The 15915-nt window shown below is 65.5% G+C and carries 15 protein-coding genes; 3 read left to right on the plus strand and 12 right to left on the minus strand.

The features are described 5' to 3' along the window. Positions 1 to 417: 417 nt before the first annotated feature. The 4 genes from pssA to BMY22_RS00020 all read right to left on the minus strand — a co-directional run bounded on the left by pssA (position 418) and on the right by BMY22_RS00020 (position 4657). On the minus strand, positions 418 to 1233 hold the full coding sequence (gene pssA, locus BMY22_RS00005) for a CDP-diacylglycerol--serine O-phosphatidyltransferase (RefSeq protein WP_090618567.1): 816 nt from the start codon (positions 1231 to 1233) through the stop codon (positions 418 to 420). A gap of 150 nt (positions 1234 to 1383) precedes the next feature. Then, on the minus strand, positions 1384 to 2400 hold the full coding sequence (ilvC, locus tag BMY22_RS00010; protein ID WP_090618569.1) for a ketol-acid reductoisomerase: 1017 nt from the start codon (positions 2398 to 2400) through the stop codon (positions 1384 to 1386). 38 nt (positions 2401 to 2438) lie between these two features. Continuing rightward, positions 2439 to 2930: an acetolactate synthase small subunit gene (gene ilvN / locus BMY22_RS00015; RefSeq protein ID WP_090618571.1), complete on the minus strand. Its 492-nt coding sequence runs from the start codon at positions 2928 to 2930 to the stop codon at positions 2439 to 2441. A 2-nt stretch (positions 2931 to 2932) separates the two neighbouring features. Beyond that, positions 2933 to 4657, minus strand: a complete 1725-nt coding sequence (locus BMY22_RS00020) for an acetolactate synthase 3 large subunit (RefSeq protein WP_090618836.1) — start codon at positions 4655 to 4657, stop codon at positions 2933 to 2935. Between the two features lie 396 nt (positions 4658 to 5053). Between BMY22_RS00020 and BMY22_RS00025 the strand changes: the two genes are divergently transcribed. Further along, positions 5054 to 5485 carry a DUF4124 domain-containing protein gene (locus BMY22_RS00025; RefSeq protein ID WP_208599200.1) on the plus strand — a complete coding sequence of 144 codons (432 nt, stop codon included), beginning with the start codon at positions 5054 to 5056 and terminating at the stop codon, positions 5483 to 5485. 14 nt (positions 5486 to 5499) lie between these two features. Here BMY22_RS00025 and BMY22_RS00030 read toward each other — a convergent pair whose 3' ends face one another. From BMY22_RS00030 to mrcB, 3 genes are read right to left on the minus strand one after another with little or no spacing between them, the layout of a single operon-like run. After that, on the minus strand, positions 5500 to 5829 hold the full coding sequence (locus tag BMY22_RS00030) for a YqcC family protein (RefSeq protein ID WP_090618573.1): 330 nt from the start codon (positions 5827 to 5829) through the stop codon (positions 5500 to 5502). Continuing rightward, positions 5829 to 6560, minus strand: a complete 732-nt coding sequence (locus BMY22_RS00035; RefSeq protein WP_208599201.1) for a tetratricopeptide repeat protein — start codon at positions 6558 to 6560, stop codon at positions 5829 to 5831. Before BMY22_RS00035 ends, BMY22_RS00030 begins: the two co-directional genes overlap by 1 nt. A 16-nt stretch (positions 6561 to 6576) precedes the next feature. After that, positions 6577 to 8922: a penicillin-binding protein 1B gene (gene mrcB, locus BMY22_RS00040; RefSeq protein WP_090618574.1), complete on the minus strand. Its 2346-nt coding sequence runs from the start codon at positions 8920 to 8922 to the stop codon at positions 6577 to 6579. Between the two features lie 116 nt (positions 8923 to 9038). Between mrcB and BMY22_RS00045 the strand changes: the two genes are divergently transcribed. Beyond that, the gene (locus BMY22_RS00045; RefSeq protein ID WP_244158755.1) at positions 9039 to 10601 is read left to right on the plus strand and encodes a bifunctional aminoglycoside phosphotransferase/ATP-binding protein; all 1563 of its coding nucleotides are present in this window, start codon (positions 9039 to 9041) and stop codon (positions 10599 to 10601) included. A 195-nt stretch (positions 10602 to 10796) separates the two neighbouring features. Here the strand turns inward: BMY22_RS00045 and BMY22_RS00050 are convergent, their stop codons facing one another. The 3 genes from BMY22_RS00050 to BMY22_RS00060 are packed head-to-tail and all read right to left on the minus strand — an operon-like array spanning position 10797 to position 13545. Continuing rightward, complete coding sequence (locus BMY22_RS00050; RefSeq protein ID WP_090618577.1) at positions 10797 to 11723, minus strand: ChaN family lipoprotein; 927 nt, start codon at positions 11721 to 11723, stop codon at positions 10797 to 10799. Between the two features lie 11 nt (positions 11724 to 11734). After that, the gene (locus tag BMY22_RS00055; protein ID WP_090618579.1) at positions 11735 to 12502 is read right to left on the minus strand and encodes a heme ABC transporter ATP-binding protein; all 768 of its coding nucleotides are present in this window, start codon (positions 12500 to 12502) and stop codon (positions 11735 to 11737) included. Beyond that, entirely contained in the window at positions 12502 to 13545 is a 1044-nt protein-coding gene (locus BMY22_RS00060; RefSeq protein WP_090618581.1) for a FecCD family ABC transporter permease, read from the minus strand. The genes BMY22_RS00055 and BMY22_RS00060 overlap by 1 nt, the downstream gene beginning before the upstream one ends. Positions 13546 to 13663: 118 nt before the next feature. Here BMY22_RS00060 and BMY22_RS00065 point away from each other — a divergent pair, with 118 nt between their 5' ends. Then, a complete protein-coding gene (locus tag BMY22_RS00065; RefSeq protein WP_090618582.1) occupies positions 13664 to 13981 on the plus strand; it encodes a Rieske (2Fe-2S) protein in 318 nt (105 codons plus the stop codon). 18 nt (positions 13982 to 13999) lie between these two features. Here the strand turns inward: BMY22_RS00065 and sfsA are convergent, their stop codons facing one another. Further along, positions 14000 to 14707: a DNA/RNA nuclease SfsA gene (gene sfsA / locus BMY22_RS00070; RefSeq protein WP_090618584.1), complete on the minus strand. Its 708-nt coding sequence runs from the start codon at positions 14705 to 14707 to the stop codon at positions 14000 to 14002. Then, a complete protein-coding gene (locus tag BMY22_RS00075) occupies positions 14697 to 15878 on the minus strand; it encodes a pyridoxal phosphate-dependent aminotransferase (protein WP_208599202.1) in 1182 nt (393 codons plus the stop codon). Before BMY22_RS00075 ends, sfsA begins: the two co-directional genes overlap by 11 nt. Positions 15879 to 15915 lie beyond the last annotated feature (37 nt).

Raw genomic sequence — 15915 nt, forward strand, 5'->3', positions numbered from 1 at the left:
CAAACAAACTCATGAATTCACGAGTGTTGCTTGTGTTGCCGATAATCTTGCGACCACCGGTCTTATCCCCACAAGCACCCACACGAATTGCTTGATTCAACTTGTTAAAGAGCGTTTCGCTTGAGCCTTTCGTCTCAACCGAGGCCGCGCATTCTACAGCAGCCTTCTAACCTGTCAAGCACTTCGATGAAGTTTCTTTCACCGCCGCCGCCCGACTCTCCAACCCGCCAGACTCCGCAACCAACTCCTTGATTTACAAGGACTTCTGCAGACCTGCTCAGGAAGTGGGGCGCATTATAGGGCGTTAACTTTTGACGTCAATAGGAAATTGAACTACTTCATCCAAATAAGGCTGAGTACATTAATGCCTCACAACTCAACACAAACGCGCCAACCTCGCCTTCAGCTGAAAAGCGCTCAGCCAACTCGCTTTCGGCGCCACCATTGCAGCAGGTACTGCACAGGACCAGAAGCCGCATAGGCAAGAAAAATCAGCAGCAGGACCCGCGGCGGATCACTGAAAACTACAGCGAAGACCAGCACTACCACCAGAATGGCGACAAAAGGCACTCGCCCCTTTAAGTCCAGATCCTTGAAGCTGTGGTACTTGACGTTGCTGACCATCAACATGCCGGCCCCTGCCACCAGCAGGGCGACCAGGGAGGCAATGTTCGAGCCTTGGATGCCGAAATCACTGAAGGCCCAGACGGTACCAGCAACCACCCCCGCTGCCGCCGGACTGGCCAGTCCAATGAAGAAGCGCTTGTCGGCCTTGCCGATCTGGGTATTGAAACGCGCCAGACGCAAGGCCGCACCAGCCACATAGACGAACGCGACCATCCAGCCGACCTTTCCCATACTGCTCAACGCCCACTCGAAGGCAAGAATGGCCGGCGCCAAGCCGAAAGCCACCATATCGGAAAGCGAGTCGTACTCAGCCCCGAACGCACTCTGCGTATTGGTCAGGCGGGCCACGCGACCGTCCAGACTGTCCAGCACCATCGCGACGAAGACCGCAGCCGCCGCCACGTACAAGTTTCCATTGATCGCACTCACAATCGAATAGAAGCCGGCAAACAGGTTGGCCGTGGTGAACAGATTAGGCAGCAGATAGATACCGCGGTGACGGACCTTGCGCCCCTCCGCATCCTGCCCCTCCTCGATGTGCTCGTCGACGGGCAATAGGCTTTCAGCTGCGGGCCCTTTGTTGGGCTCACCCGGGTGTTCGCTCATGAACAATACCTTGCAGGTTCAGAAAGAATTCAACCGATGCCTGCAATGCGCATCTGCAGGCACTCCATGCTGTCGGGCTTTATACCAGAAGCTCGATCCGCAACGAAAAAACGCGGCCGAAGCCGCGTCTTTTCGTTTCGCCTTTCGACCTTAGTTCTTGGTCTTGTCGACGATTTTGTTAGCTGCGATCCACGGCATCATGGCACGCAGCTTCTCACCCACCACTTCGATGCCATGCGCGGCATTGTTGCGGCGATAAGCCGTCATCGACGGATAGTTGGCCGCGCCTTCGGTGATGAACATCTTGGCATACTCGCCGTTCTGGATGCGCTTCAGGGCATTGCGCATGGCAGCACGAGACTCGGCATTGATCACTTCAGGACCGGTCACGTACTCACCGTACTCGGCGTTGTTGGAGATCGAGTAGTTCATGTTGGCGATGCCGCCTTCGAACATCAGGTCGACGATCAGCTTCAGCTCGTGCAGACACTCGAAGTAGGCCATCTCCGGCGCGTAACCAGCTTCCACCAAGGTCTCGAAACCGGCCTTGACCAGCTCGACGCAGCCACCACACAGAACCGCCTGCTCACCAAACAGGTCGGTTTCGGTCTCGTCCTTGAAGGTGGTTTCGATGATACCAGTACGACCGCCGCCCACACCGCAAGCGTAGGACAGCGCCACATTCTTGGCATTGCCGGAGGCATCCTGGTAGATGGCGATCAGGTCAGGGATGCCGCCGCCGCGGACGAATTCCGAACGCACGGTATGGCCCGGTGCTTTCGGCGCAATCATGATCACGTCAAGGTCGGCACGCGGCACCACCTGGTTGTAGTGAATGGAGAAACCGTGGGCGAACGCCAAGGTCGCCCCCTTCTTCAGGTTCGGCTCGATTTCATCCTTGTACAGGCGGCCCTGGAACTCGTCGGGAGTCAGGATCATCACCACGTCGGCGGCAGCAACGGCATCCTTGACACTCTTCACGGTCAGACCATGGGCTTCGGCCTTGGCTACCGAAGCGGAACCGGCACGCAGACCGACGCAGACATCGACACCGGAATCCTTCAGATTGCAAGCGTGTGCATGACCTTGGGAGCCGTAACCGATGATGGCAACCTTCTTGCTCTGGACGATGGAAAGGTCGCAATCTTTGTCGTAATACACTTTCATGAGGTTACCCCTGTTATCTGGCCCGGTACGGCCATTTGCTAAATGGTGAGTACTTTGTCGCCCCGGGCGATGCCGGTGACGCCACTGCGCACAGTTTCGAGGATCAAGGAGGTGCCGATGGCATGCAGAAAACTGTCCAGCTTGTCGCTGGTTCCAGCAAGCTGGATGGTATAGACACTGCTGGTGACATCGACGATCTGCCCGCGGAAGATGTCGGTGGTGCGCTTGATCTCGGCGCGCTGAGCACCGGTGGCCTTGACCTTGACCAGCAGCAGCTCGCGCTCGATGTGCGCGCTTTCGGACAAGTCCACCAGCTTGACCACTTCGATCAGCTTATTGAGGTTCTTGGTGATCTGCTCGATGACCTCGTCCTGACCGATGGTGGTCAGCGTCAGGCGCGACAGCGTGGGATCCTCGGTAGGAGCCACGGTGAGGGTTTCGATGTTGTAGTTGCGCTGCGAAAACAGGCCGACCACGCGGGACAAGGCACCAGGCTCGTTTTCCAGCAGCAGGGAAATGATGTGTCGCATGCTCAGGTCCGCTCCGTCTTGCTCAGCCACATGTCACGCATCGCGCCGTCCCTGATCTGCATCGGATAGACGTGCTCGCTGGTATCCACCGCGATGTCCAGGAACACCAAGCGGTCCTTCATGGCGAAGGCCTCCTCCATCTTCGGCCTGAGGTCCTTCAGGTTGGTGATGCGCATGCCGACATGACCATAGGCCTCGGCCAGCTTGACGAAGTCGGGCAGCGACTCCATGTAGGAATGGGAGTAGCGGCTGTTGTACTGCATGTCCTGCCACTGGCGGACCATGCCCAGCGCACCGTTGTTCAGGTTGACGATCTTCACCGGCAGGTCGTACTGCAGGCAGGTCGACATTTCCTGGATATTCATCTGGATGCTGCCTTCGCCAGTCACGCAGGCCACATCGGACTCGGGAAAGTTCAGCTTGACGCCCATCGCGGCCGGAAAGCCGAAGCCCATGGTGCCGAGACCGCCGGAATTGATCCAGCGATTGGGCTTGGCAAACTTGTAGTACTGGGCTGCGAACATCTGATGCTGGCCCACGTCGGAAGCGATGTAGGCCTCCCCTCTGGTGACCTCGCACAGGGTCTCGATGACGGTCTGCGGCTTGATGATGCTGCCGTCGCCCTTGTCATAAGGGAACAGGCCGCGCGCACCGCGCCACTCGTCGATCTGCTTCCACCAGCTGGCCACGACGTCCTTCTGCGGCATCACGCCGATCTCCTTGACGATGGAGAGCATCTCGGTGAGCACGCTGTCGACCGGACCGACGATCGGAACGTCGGCCTTGATGGTCTTGGAAATCGACGCGGGATCGATGTCGACATGGATGACCTTGGCATTCGGGCAGAACTTGGCCGCCCCGTTGACCACCCGATCATCGAAACGCGCGCCGACGGCGAGAATCACGTCGGAATGATGCATTGCCAAGTTGGCGGCGTAGCTGCCGTGCATGCCCAACATACCGAGGAACTGCCGGTCGCTACCTGGATAGCCGCCCAGCCCCATCAGGGTATTGGTCACCGGCAGATTGAGCATCTGTGCCAGCTCGGTCAACTGAGCAGCCGCCCCACCCATGATCACGCCGCCACCGGAGTAGAGCACGGGACGCTTGGCTGCTAGGAGCATCTCGACCGCCTTGCGGATCTGCCCCGAATGACCGCGCAGGGCCGGGCTGTAGGAGCGCAGCTTGACCTTCTTCGGATAGACGTATTCGTATTTCTGGGTCGGATCGCCCATGTCCTTCGGAATGTCCACCACCACCGGACCTGGGCGACCGGACTCGGCGATGTAGAAAGCCTTCTTCAGCACCTCGGGGATTTCCGAGGGATGCTTGACGATGAAACTATGTTTCACGATCGGTCGGGAAACGCCGATCATGTCGGTTTCCTGGAAGGCGTCGCTGCCGACCATGGTGCTCGGCACCTGCCCGGAGATCACAACCATCGGGATGGAATCCATGTAGGCGGTGGCGATACCGGTGACGGCATTGGTCGCGCCGGGACCCGAGGTCACCAACACCACACCGGCCTTGCCGGTGGCACGGGCATAACCGTCGGCCATGTGGGTAGCCGCCTGCTCATGGCGGACCAGGATATGGGTGACTTCCTTTTCCTTGAACAGGGCATCGTAGATGTGCAGAAGGGCACCGCCCGGATATCCGTAGATGTACTTAACGCCCTCGTCGCGCAAGAAGCGGACGACCATTTCAGCGCCGGATAAAAGCTCCACGTTGTTCACCTCTAGAACGCCAGATTGCCGCCCTCGACCGAGCGGCCTGAATAGGTTACTGCCAAACAGGCATGAGCGACGGTTGTCGCCGCCTACGCAGCGCTGTCGAGCAAGTATCGGGAGGCCCCGGGGTGTTGCAGGATTCTCCCACCCAGCGCGAGGTAACGCGTTGCGGGTGTATCAGGTCGGCGTGGGTGACGCCTCATGTCAGCTGAGTTGAAGCCCGCTTGCGGCGAACCCCCCTGCAGCGAACCTTGAATTGTTCGGATTCATTCAAGTCAAGTCAAGTGATGCATCGGGCTTTCGCCCATCCCGCCGCTGTGACGGGATGCCATGAGACGCACGAACGTTCCGGTATAGTAGTCCCAAGCCTCTACAGAGACTCAAGGAACCCCCATGCGACGCATGATCCTCACCAGCAGCCTGCTGCTCACCCTGGGCACGACCGCCATGGCTGGCCAGGTTTACACCTGGGTGGACAAGCAAGGCGTGACCCACTTCAGCGAGCAACCCCCAAACGACCAGTCAAGCACCGCGCTCGGCACCGCTACCCCCGCGCCTCGACTGCCCGCACCGGAAAAGCTGCCGCCTGCAAAGCCAAGCGACCCCGAACAAGAAGCCGTCGAGCGCAAGGTGAAGCGCGACATCGCCATCCAGGAAACCAAGCGCAAGGAATACTGCGAGACCGTGCGCGCCAACCTGGCCCAACTGGAAAACAACCCCAGACTTCGCGCGCAGATCAATGGCGAAATGCGCAGGCTGACCGAAGAAGAACGCCAGGCTCGCATCGCCGAAACCCAAAGAGCCATAGAGAGCAGCTGCCGCTGACCCCTCGGCCGCGCTCAGCCCACCGCGGAAATCAGCCGGTCGAATTCGCCGAGCGACTCCAGCAGACGCCCCACCTCGGCAAACCGTTCGCGATAGACCACCTCGGCCATCGGCCGAATTCCCGAGGATGCGGGAAGATCGGCATCACTCTCGAGGATCAATTTCATCCGCGGCAGGAAGACCCACTGCAGCCACTCCTCGAAGGCCAGGACGCCGACACCGAATGGCTGCCCGCTGGACAGCGCCTCGTCGCTCGGCGGCACGCGCGCCCACAACCCCAGAACCCGCAGCTCCCGCTCGATCAACAAGAGTTGCTCGGCCAGCGCCGGGACGCGCGCATCCATCACAGATTGACCCGCGCCCGTTCGCGGGCCTGGGCCGCACCGGCCGCATCCCCCTGACGCTCGCGCGCCTGGGCGATCAGGTTCCACAGACTGCCCTGCAAGGCCGGGCGACCGCTGGCGTAGGTCAAGGCACGCCGCGCCAGTTGCTCGGCCTGGGCGGCATCGCCTTGGGCCAGGCGCACCTCGGCCAAGCGGTAGAGCACCTGCGGCTCGCGCGGAGCGATGCGCTGCGCTCGCTCCAGGCTGGAGGCGGCGCTTTCCAGATTGCCGCCGCCCTGTTCCCGCTGCGCAGTGGTCAGCAGCGCCAGAACCGGACCATCGAGCTGCTCGTCGGCGGCCAAGCTGCCCGAGGCGGCGGCGCTCCTGCTCGCAACGCCGCTCGGCACGCTGGGCACGGAGTAGCCCGTGCTGCCGCCAGATGTGGCGGCGATCGGCGGCGAAACGATCGGCGCCACGCTGCCCGCAGTGCCCGCCGACGGGTAAGCCCGGATCGGCGCCCCATTGGCGCTCCCGCCGGGCACCATCACCACCACCCCGGAATCCTGGGCGGAGGCCGGCGCCTGGGGGGCCACCGCTACCGGGGGACGGGAAACCGCAGCACTGCCACGCCCCTCCTGCCGGTCATAAACCGAGCCGCTCGCATCGACCACCGGGATCGAGCCACGCTCGACCGTCGCACAACCGCTCAGCAGCGCACTGGCCGCCACTGCACCCATCAACCACCTGTTCACCTAGCGCCCTCTTTGCTCAATTCGACCAGTCGCGCACCCAATCCATGACATCCTGAACGTTCTCGATCACATCCTGCACATTCCCGACAGGGGCCTGCTGAGGCAGGCCACAAGCGCCCCCCGGCGGCGGCTCGCTACCTCGAATATAGGGCATCTGCACCGCCGATGGACAACCCTGCTCGGAGCCCTGCCCGCTGCGCGCGTCCACCCAGGCCAGGGTGATGTTGTCCGGTACCGGCATGTCCAGCGGCAGCGGATTGGCCTTGACCATGAAGTCGGTCCAGACCCGCAGGGCGCCGGTCGCACCGGTCAGAGGCGTCTTGCCGTTGTCGTCGCGCCCCAGCCAGACCACCGCCAGCAGATCCTGGCTGAAGCCGGCGAACCAGCTGTCGCGCGAATCGTTGGTGGTGCCGGTCTTGCCGGCCAGATTCAGCGAGCGCGGCAACTGGTTGTAGACCGAGCGAGCAGTTCCCTCGCGCATCACCCGCTGCATGGCATTCTGCAGCAGATAGATGGCCCCCGGATCGAAGCGCTGCTGGATCTGGAACGGATAGCGCTTGAGCGGCTCGCCATTGGCAGCCAGGACGCTGCGAATGCCCCGCAGCGGCGTGTTGAAGCCACCGCTGGCGATGGTCAGGTACATACTGGACACCTCCATCGGAGTCAGCGCCCCGGCCCCCAGCAACATCGACGGGTAGGCCGGCCACTCGCGGTCGACGCCCAGACGCGCCAGCGTCTTCAACACGTTCGGCACACCCAGCTCGAGACCGAGCTTGGCGGTCGACAGGTTGTAGGAGTTGACCAGCCCCTGATAGAGATAGATGTCGCCATGGGCCTGGTGGTCGTAGTTCTCCGGCCGCCAGACCTGACCATCTTGCCCCTTCACCGAGAAGGGCACATCCGCCAGCCAGCTGGTCAGGGTGTACTGACCGGGCCGCTCCAGCGCGGTGAGATAGATCGCCGGCTTGATCAGCGAACCGATCGGCCGCACCGCATCCAACGCCCGGTTGAAGCCCGCGAAGCGCGGCTGCCGGCTGCCGAGCAGGGCCAGCACCTCGCCGGTCTCCGGGTTGCTCACCACCATCGACGCCTCGACCGGATCGCCCCCCTTGCCGATGCGCTTGAAGGTGTCGTGCACCGCGGCCTCAGCCTTGTTCTGCAGAATCGGGTCGAAACTGGTGAAGATGCGCAGCCCTTCCTCGGTGAGGTCGGCCTCCTGGTAATCCTCGCGCAACTGGCGCTTGACCAGATCGAGGAACGCCGGATGGGAACTGTTGGCCAGGCTGCCGCGACTGGTAACGCCGAGCGGCTTCTGCTTGGCGGCGGCGGCCTGCTCGGCATCGATCACCCCCTGCTCGGCCAGCAGGTCGAGCACCAGATTGCGCCGCGTCAGGGCCCGTTCGGGGTTGCGCCGCGGGTTGTAGTAGGTGGGCCCCTTGACCATGCCTACCAGCAGGGCAACCTGATGCAGCTGGAGTTCAGCCAGCGGCTGGCCGAAGAAATACTGGCTGGCCAGGCCGAAGCCGTGTACCGCGCGATTGCCGTCCTGCCCCAGGAACACCTCGTTGAGATAAGCCTCGAGAATCTCGTCCTTGTCGTAGTGCAGCTCCAGCAGCACGGCCATCATGGCCTCGGTGGCCTTGCGCACCAGACTGCGCTCGTTGCTCAGATAGAAGTTCTTCACCAGCTGCTGAGTCAGCGTACTGCCGCCCTGGACCACCCCGCCCGCCGCGGCATTGACCCACAGGGCGCGGGCGATGGATTTCGGCGACACCCCGAAATGGCTGAAGAACTCGCGGTCCTCCACCGCCACCAGGGTTTCCACCAGATAGGGCGGCAGCTCGTTGCGCTGGACCAGGATGCGATCCTCGTTGTGCGCCGGATACAGGCCGCCGATCAGCAGCGGCTCCATCCGCACGACGGCCAGATCGCCACCGTCGGCACCGCTCAGCCCGGCGACGTAGTCGCCGGAGAAACGCACGCGGATCGCCCGGGCCGGCTCATCGCCCTCGTAGAAACGGAAACCGCGGGTATGCAGCTCGACGGTATTGCCGGACACGGCAGCCGAGCCGGGCCCGGCGACGGCCTCGCGGCGGTAGCCCAGGGCATCCAGCTCGGTGAGGAAGTCCTGCTTCGACAACTTGAGGCCGGAGAACAGCTCCAGCGGCCGGGCATAGACCTTGGCCGGGAGCGTCCAGCGCTTGCCGGAGAATTTCTCCTGCACCACGGCATCGAGATAGACGGCAAAACCAGCCAGCACCACCAGACCGACCAGAGAGAGCTTGACGGTCCAACCTAGCCAGGAACGGAGTGCGCCGAAGCGGCGGGAAGAGCGCGATTGAGGGGAGCGGGTACGTGTCATGGCGGCGCATTATACGCACTTTGCCCACCCTCGATAGCGCAGCCCAGCGGTTTGCAGGGGCGGCACCAGCGGCCATAATGCGAGCCTTCGCCCAGACTTCCCAGCAAGGACTGACCGTGAGCCAAGCCCTGATCAACGCCCTGCAGAACCCCGCGCTCTACCCGCACGCGGTGACTGAGTTCAAGGTCATCGAGACCCACATTTCCTGGGTCCTGCTCACCGGCCCCTACGCCTACAAGTTCAAGAAGGCCGTCGACTTCGGCTTCCTCGACTTCACCGGACTGGCGGCGCGCAAGCACTTCTGCGAGGAGGAAGTGCGCCTGAACCAGCGCCTGACCCAGGACCTCTACCTGGACGTGTTGCCGATCACCGGCAGCGAGAGCGCGCCGCAGCTGGCCGGCGAAGGTCCGATCATCGAATACGCGGTGAAGATGCGCCAGTTCCCGCAGAGCCAGTTGCTCGGCGAGATCCAGATCCGCGGCGAGCTCGCCCCCGAACATATCGATGCCCTGGCCGAACGGATCGCCCGCTTCCACCTGCACGCGCCGAAGGTGCCGGCGGACCATCCGCTGGGCAGCGCGGAGGCGGTAATGAGCCCGGTGCGGCAGAACTTCGAGCAGATCCGCCCGCTGCTCGCCGAACCGGCCGACCTGCAGCAACTCGATACCCTCGAGGCCTGGGCGGAAACCAGCTTCGAACGTCTGCGGCCGCTGCTCGAACAACGCAAGGCGGACGGCTTCATCCGCGAATGCCATGGCGACCTGCATCTCGGCAACGCCACCCTGCTCGACGGCCAGGTCGTACTGTTCGACTGCATCGAGTTCAACGAGCCGTTCCGCCTGATCGACGTCATGTGCGATGCCGCCTTCCTCGCCATGGACCTGGAGGATCGTGGCCTCAAGGGACTTTCCCGACGCTTCGTCAGCGCCTGGCTGGAGCTGACCGGCGACTACGCCGCCCTGCCGCTGCTGAACTTCTACAAGGCCTACCGCGCCATGGTGCGCGGCAAGGTCAACCTGTTCCGCCTGGCGCAGGAGGTGAGCGCCGAGCAGCGTGTCGCCATTCTCCAGCTGTACCGCAACTACGCCAGCCTGGCGGAGCGCTACAGCGCCATTCCCTCGTGCTTTCTGGCCATCACCCACGGGGTTTCCGCGGTCGGCAAGAGCCATGTCGCCCAGCGCCTGACCGAAGAATTCGGCGCCATCCGCCTGCGATCGGACGTCGAGCGCAAGCGCCTGTTCGGCGAGCAGCAGGCCCCCGAGCGGGACCGGCTGGCGAGCGGCATCTACAGTGCACAGGCCAGCGAGGCGACCTACGCGCACCTGCACCGACTGGCCGCCGGTGCCTTGCAGGCCGGCTTTCCGGTGGTGATCGACGCCACCTACCTGAAGCAGGCCCAGCGCACGGCCGCCTGGCAGGTCGCCGAGGAGCATGGCGTGCCCTTCCTGATCGTCGACTGCCAGGCGCCCGAAGCGTTGATCGCCGAATGGCTCGCCGAACGCCAGGCCGAAGGAAAGGACCCCTCCGACGCCACGCTGGAGGTGGTCCGGGCGCAGCAGGCCAGTCGCGAGCCCTTGACCGAGGCCGAACAGCAGCGCAGCCGGCGAGTCGACACCCACCTCGCCACCAGCCTCGACGAACTGGTCGCGCGCATGCGCAAGAGCCTCCCCGGCCTGTAAGCCCCCTCCCCCACCGAAAGAAGGCGCCCACGGGGCGCCTTCTTTCTCTTGGCGCTCGAAGAAGCCAGCAAACAAAAAAGTCACAAACAGTGCTTGACCAATAAATGAGAAGCGTTATTTTTTGAAAACTGATCGCGAGATCAGCGGTAAACTGACAGAGCGGCTACTCTTCAGGTTATCTCCTCATCAGGCTAATTACGGTTTTCGACCCGGCTCTGCCGGGTCTTTTTTTGCCTGCGCGTCGGCGGCCCGCATCGCGGCACAGTAGTCGCGGGCCGGCGTTGCCGGGGTGTACCAGACATAGTCGGCGGCCTCCGCCCCCACCGCCTCCCCGGCCTCGGCGAGCAGCAGCACGACGCTTCCGGCTGCCCCGCCGAGATCGGCCAGATGCAGGGGCACGCCCAGGTCGCGCCGTACATGGTAGGCGCCGGCCAGCAGCAGGGTCGGCTGCGGCGCGGCCAGCAGGCGTTCGGCCATGCGCCGGTCGCGCTGCTGCTGAACGGCGAGCATCGCCGGCCACTGGGACTCCGGCAGTTGACCGCAGTGGGAAGCGCCGATCTGCGCGAGCAGAACCTCGCGCACCCGCGCGCCGCTCGAGGCGGCGCCGGACAACGCCGGCCGCTCGGCATAGACGCGGCGGACCTCCAGCCTATCCAGATTGGCCGCCAGGAGCGGATAGGGCTGCGCCAGCGCGTGGCGCAGCAGCGGCTCGTACAGCGCCCAGTCCCACCCCTGGCGCCAGGCCAGGGCCACCGGCAGATCCGCTGGCACCTGGCCCGCGGCGAACGCGGCCTGGGTTGCCGCCACCCGGGCCTGCTGATCCGGCTCAAGCATCTCCAGCAGCAGACTGCCCTGCGCCCGCCGTCCGGCCAACGCCTCGAGCAGCCACAGCTCGAGGGCATGATGATCGGGGTTGTCGTGCTTCTCGCCGACCAGTAGCCGCGGCGCCGCCGCTAGCCGCTCGACCAGTTGTGCCGGCGTCAGGCTCGCGCCGCTGCGCAGGTCGCGGATGGTGCCGGGTTCGACACCCTGCCGTCCCCCGCTGGCCTGCCAGGCGGGCAACGGCGGCAGTGTCTGGCAGGCGGCCAGCAATACCAAGCAGACGAACAGCAATGAGCGCATGAATATCCTCCTCAGCGCGCCACGATCAGCGGATGCCCCCGCTCCGGGTGGCGCTGTACCAGCACCTCGAGACCGAAAACCGCCTTCAGCGGCCCGGGAAGCAGGACCTCCTCGGGACTGCCGAGCGCCTGCACGCGACCGTCGGCCAGCAGCAGCAGGCGGTCGCAATAACGCGCCGCCAGGTTCAGGTCGTGGAGTATCGCCAGCACCGCCGTGCCGTGTCCGGCGAACGCCCGCACCGCCTGCAGGATACTGTGCTGGTGCAGGGGGTCGAGCATCGAGGTCGGCTCGTCGAGCAATAGCACCTGCTGCGCCCCACCCGGCCAGAGCTGCGCCAGCACCCGCGCCAGATGGACCCGCTGGCGCTCGCCGCCGGACAGGGTCAGGTAGCTGCGCCCCCTCAGGTGCGTGGCGTCCGCCGCCGCCAGTGCTCGGGCGACGATCTCGGCATCGCGCCGCCGGCCGCTGGCATGAGGCAGACGACCGAAGCCGACCACCTCCTCGACGCGAAAGGCGAACTCCAGCACCGGACTCTGCGGCAGCACCGCCAGCCGGCGCGCCCGTTCAGGCCCCCGCCAGTCGGCCAGCGGCCGGCCATCCAGGCGGACCTGGCCCTCCGCCGGGCGCAGCTCGCCGGACAGCGCCGCCAGCAGCGAGGACTTGCCCGCCCCGTTCGGCCCCAGCACGCCGAGCAGCTCGCCGGGCCGCAGCTCCAGGTCGATACCGCTCAACACCTGACGGCCGCCGCGCTGCACGGCCAGTTGCTCGGCCTGCAGCATCAGAGCGGCTCCCGGCGCAGCAGCCAGAGGAAAAAGGGCGCACCGAGCAGCGCCGTGACGATACCGAGCGGCAGCTCGGCCGGGGCCAGCAGCAGGCGCGCCAGCAGATCGGCGAACAGCAGCAGGCTGGCGCCGGCGAGCATGGCAGCCGGCAGCAGCAGTCGATGATCCGGCCCGCAGAGCAGGCGCAGCAGATGCGGCACCAGCAGGCCGACGAAGCCGACCAGCCCTGCCGCGGCCACTGCCGCACCGACGCCCAACGCCGTGCAGAACACCAGCTCGCGTTTCAGCCGCTCCACCTCGAAGCCCAGATGGCGTGCCTCCGATTCGCCCAGCAACAGGGCGTTCAGCGCCCCGGCACGACGCGGCAGCCAGAGCGCCACGCCAAGGGTCGCCAGCAGCAGCGGCCAGAGCCGGGCGTAGCTGGCGCCGCTCAGGCTGCCGAGGTTCCAGAAAGTCAGCCGGCGCAGCGCGGCATCGTCGGCCAGATAGCCGAACAGGCCGATCGCCGCCCCCGCCAGAGCGCTGAGGGCAAGTCCGGCGAGCAGCATGGTGGCCACCCGGGTCTGGCCGTCGCGCCGCCCCAGCCGGTAGACCAGCGCGGTCACCGCCAGACCACCGGCGAAGGCGCTCGCCGACAGCAGAGTGGGCGACGCCTCGGGCGGCACTCCAGCGCCGAGCAGCGAACCGCCGACGATCGCCAGCGCCGCGCCTAGCGCCGCACCGCTGGACACCCCGATCAGTCCGGGATCGGCGAGCGGGTTGCGGAACAGGGCCTGCATCGCCACCCCGCTCAGGGCCAGCACGCTGCCCACCGCCAGGCCGAGCAAGGCCCGCGGCAGACGGATCTGCCCGACGATCAGCTCGGCCTGCTCGAGCCCTGCCCCGGACAGCGGCACGCCGGCCAGGCGCAGCAGGGCCAGCAGGGAGTCGACCAAGGGCAGCCGCAGCGGCCCCAGCGCCAGCGACAGCCAGAAGGCGAGCAGCAGCAACAGGCTCAGGGCGATCAGCAGGACACGGGGGCGGCGGACGAAGGCGCTCATGAAGGGATCTGGCGGCAACGGTGGCGGCAAGGATAAGAGGCGGCCCGGCCAATCGCCAGCGCACGGCTTCCGCCGCCGCCTGCCGGCGTGGATAATCCCGGGCTTTTCGGGAGGCGCCATGCAGTTTCTCTGTAGCGGGAACGACCTCGGCGAAGGACAAAGCCGCGGCTTCCGGCTGGAAGGGCGGAAACTCCTCGCGGTCCGCCGGGACGGTCGGGTCTTCGTCTACCTCAACCGCTGCCCGCACCGCGGCATTCCGCTGGAGTGGCAGGCCGACCAGTTCCTCGACCCCAGCGGCAGCCTGATCCAGTGCGCCACCCACGGCGCGCTGTTTCTCATTGACGACGGCGAATGCGTGGCCGGCCCCTGTGCCGGGCAGCACCTGCCGCGCATCGACTGCCGCGAGGACGCCGCCGGCATCTGGGTGCGGCTGTAACCCACCCCCCTGCCGGGCCTACAGGCACACCTCCAGCCGGCGCGTCAGGCGGATCGCCGCGGGCGACAGCTCGGCGCCGTAGGCGAGCACCTCGACGCCCGCCGCCACCGCCTCGCGCAGCGCCTGCGCATAGCCCGGATCGATCTCCGCCGCCGGGCGCACCGCCGCAACGCCGGACAGGTTCACGCAGTACAGCTGCACCGCGCGCACGCCCTGCCGCGCCAGGGCCGCCAGTTCGCGCAGGTGCTTGGCGCCGCGCTCGGTGCGCGCATCGGGGAAGACCGCGACCGAGCTGTCGGCGAACCCCAGGGTGACGCTCTTCACCTCGACGAAGGCCGTCCCGCCCGGATAGTCCAGGCAGAAATCCACCCGGCTGTTCTCCGTGCCGTAGCGCACCTCCCGGCGCAGCCCGGTGAAACCGGCCAGCTCGACGATCAGCCCGGCGCGCAACGCCTCCTCCACCAGAGGATTGGCCCGCGCGGTGTTCACGCAGGCCAACCGCCCCTGCGGCGTTTCGCTCAGCTCCCAGGTGCCGGGCAGCTTGCGCCGGGGGTCGTTCGAGCGGCTGAACCAGATGCGCCCGCCCGCCTTCATGCAGTTGAGCATGGAGCCGGTGTTCGGACAGTGGATGCACAGCAGCTCGCCGGCCGGCGTCTCGATGTCGGCGAGAAAGCGCTTGTAACGGCGCAGCAGGCGCCCCTCCTCCAGCCGCGGGTCAAACTGCATCGGGCCGCCAGCTCCTCAGACCCCGGGCGATGCGCTCGACCGCCTGCGCTAGGCGCGGCAGGCTCTGGGTATAGGCGAAGCGCACATGGCGACCGGCCAGATGGCGACCGAAATCGATCCCCGGGGTGATCGCGACGAATTCGCTCTCCAGGAAGTGCCGACAGAAAGCGAAGGAGTCATCGCCGAAGGCGCCGATGTCGGCATACAGATAGAAGGCGCCCTCGGGCTCCACGGCAATCCTGAACCCTAACTCGCGCAACGCCGGCAGCAGGTAGTCGCGGCGCCGGGCGAACTCCGCGCGACGCTCCTCGAGGATCGCCAGGGTCTCGTCCGAAAAGCAGGCCAGCGCGGCATACTGGGCCACCGTCGACGCACTGATGTAGAGGTTCTGCGCCAGCTTCTCCAGTTCGGGCACTGCCTCATCCGGCGCGACCAGCCAGCCGAGCCGCCAGCCGGTCATGCCGAAATACTTGGAAAAACTGTTGAGCACGAAGGCGTCGTCGTCCACCTCCAGCACACTGGAGGCGTCCATGCCGTAGGTCAGCCCGTGGTAGATCTCGTCGACCACCAGATGGCCGCCGCGCGCGCGCAGGGCAGCCGCCAGCGCTGCCAGCTCGTCGCGCCGCAGCAGCGTCCCGGTGGGATTGGCCGGCGAAGCGACCAGGGCGCCGACGCTTTCGGCCATCCAGTGCTGCGCCACTAGCTCCGGGGTCAGGTGATAGCGTTGCTCCGGACCCACCGGTACCAGCTGCGCGCCGCCCTCGACCAGGCGCAGGAAATGGCGGTTGCAGGGATAGCCGGGGTCGGCCAGCAGCCAGTGCCGGCCCGGATCGACCAGCAGGCTCGCGGCCAGCAGCAGGGCGCCGGAGCCGCCGGGCGTGATCAGAATGCGCTCGGGGTCTATAGTCAAACGGTAACGTCGTGCATAGAAATGGGCGATGGCTTCGCGAAGCTGCGGCAGGCCGCGCGCGGCGGTGTAACGGGTATGTCCGGCTGCCAGTGCCGCCTGCCCTGCGACGACGATGGGCGTCGCCGTGGTGAAGTCCGGCTCGCCGATCTCCAGATGGATCACGTCGTGGCCCAGGGCCTGGAGCTGGTTGGCACGGGCCAGCAGGGCCATGACGTGAAAGGGTTCGATGGCACGGCTGCGCGCACTGTAGGACATGGCCACGGGCCTTCCTTCGAGACGGGGCGGAGGGCGGATTCTA

Source organism: Azotobacter beijerinckii (assembly GCF_900110885.1).
Lineage (GTDB): Bacteria > Pseudomonadota > Gammaproteobacteria > Pseudomonadales > Pseudomonadaceae > Azotobacter > Azotobacter beijerinckii.

Excerpts from the sequence above, each read along its gene's own strand:
- ilvN (WP_090618571.1), bottom strand. The coding sequence starts at position 2,930 with ATGCGACACATCATTTCCCTGCTGCTGGAAAACGAGCCTGGTGCCTTG.
- mrcB (WP_090618574.1), bottom strand. The coding sequence starts at position 8,922 with ATGACACGTACCCGCTCCCCTCAATCGCGCTCTTCCCGCCGCTTCGGC.
- ilvC (WP_090618569.1), bottom strand. The coding sequence starts at position 2,400 with ATGAAAGTGTATTACGACAAAGATTGCGACCTTTCCATCGTCCAGAGC.
- BMY22_RS00065 (WP_090618582.1), top strand. The coding sequence starts at position 13,664 with ATGCAGTTTCTCTGTAGCGGGAACGACCTCGGCGAAGGACAAAGCCGC.
- BMY22_RS00055 (WP_090618579.1), bottom strand. The coding sequence starts at position 12,502 with ATGCTGCAGGCCGAGCAACTGGCCGTGCAGCGCGGCGGCCGTCAGGTG.
- BMY22_RS00030 (WP_090618573.1), bottom strand. The coding sequence starts at position 5,829 with ATGGATGCGCGCGTCCCGGCGCTGGCCGAGCAACTCTTGTTGATCGAG.
- BMY22_RS00025 (WP_208599200.1), top strand. The coding sequence starts at position 5,054 with ATGCGACGCATGATCCTCACCAGCAGCCTGCTGCTCACCCTGGGCACG.
- BMY22_RS00060 (WP_090618581.1), bottom strand. The coding sequence starts at position 13,545 with ATGAGCGCCTTCGTCCGCCGCCCCCGTGTCCTGCTGATCGCCCTGAGC.
- sfsA (WP_090618584.1), bottom strand. The coding sequence starts at position 14,707 with ATGCAGTTTGACCCGCGGCTGGAGGAGGGGCGCCTGCTGCGCCGTTAC.
- pssA (WP_090618567.1), bottom strand. The coding sequence starts at position 1,233 with ATGAGCGAACACCCGGGTGAGCCCAACAAAGGGCCCGCAGCTGAAAGC.
- BMY22_RS00050 (WP_090618577.1), bottom strand. The coding sequence starts at position 11,723 with ATGCGCTCATTGCTGTTCGTCTGCTTGGTATTGCTGGCCGCCTGCCAG.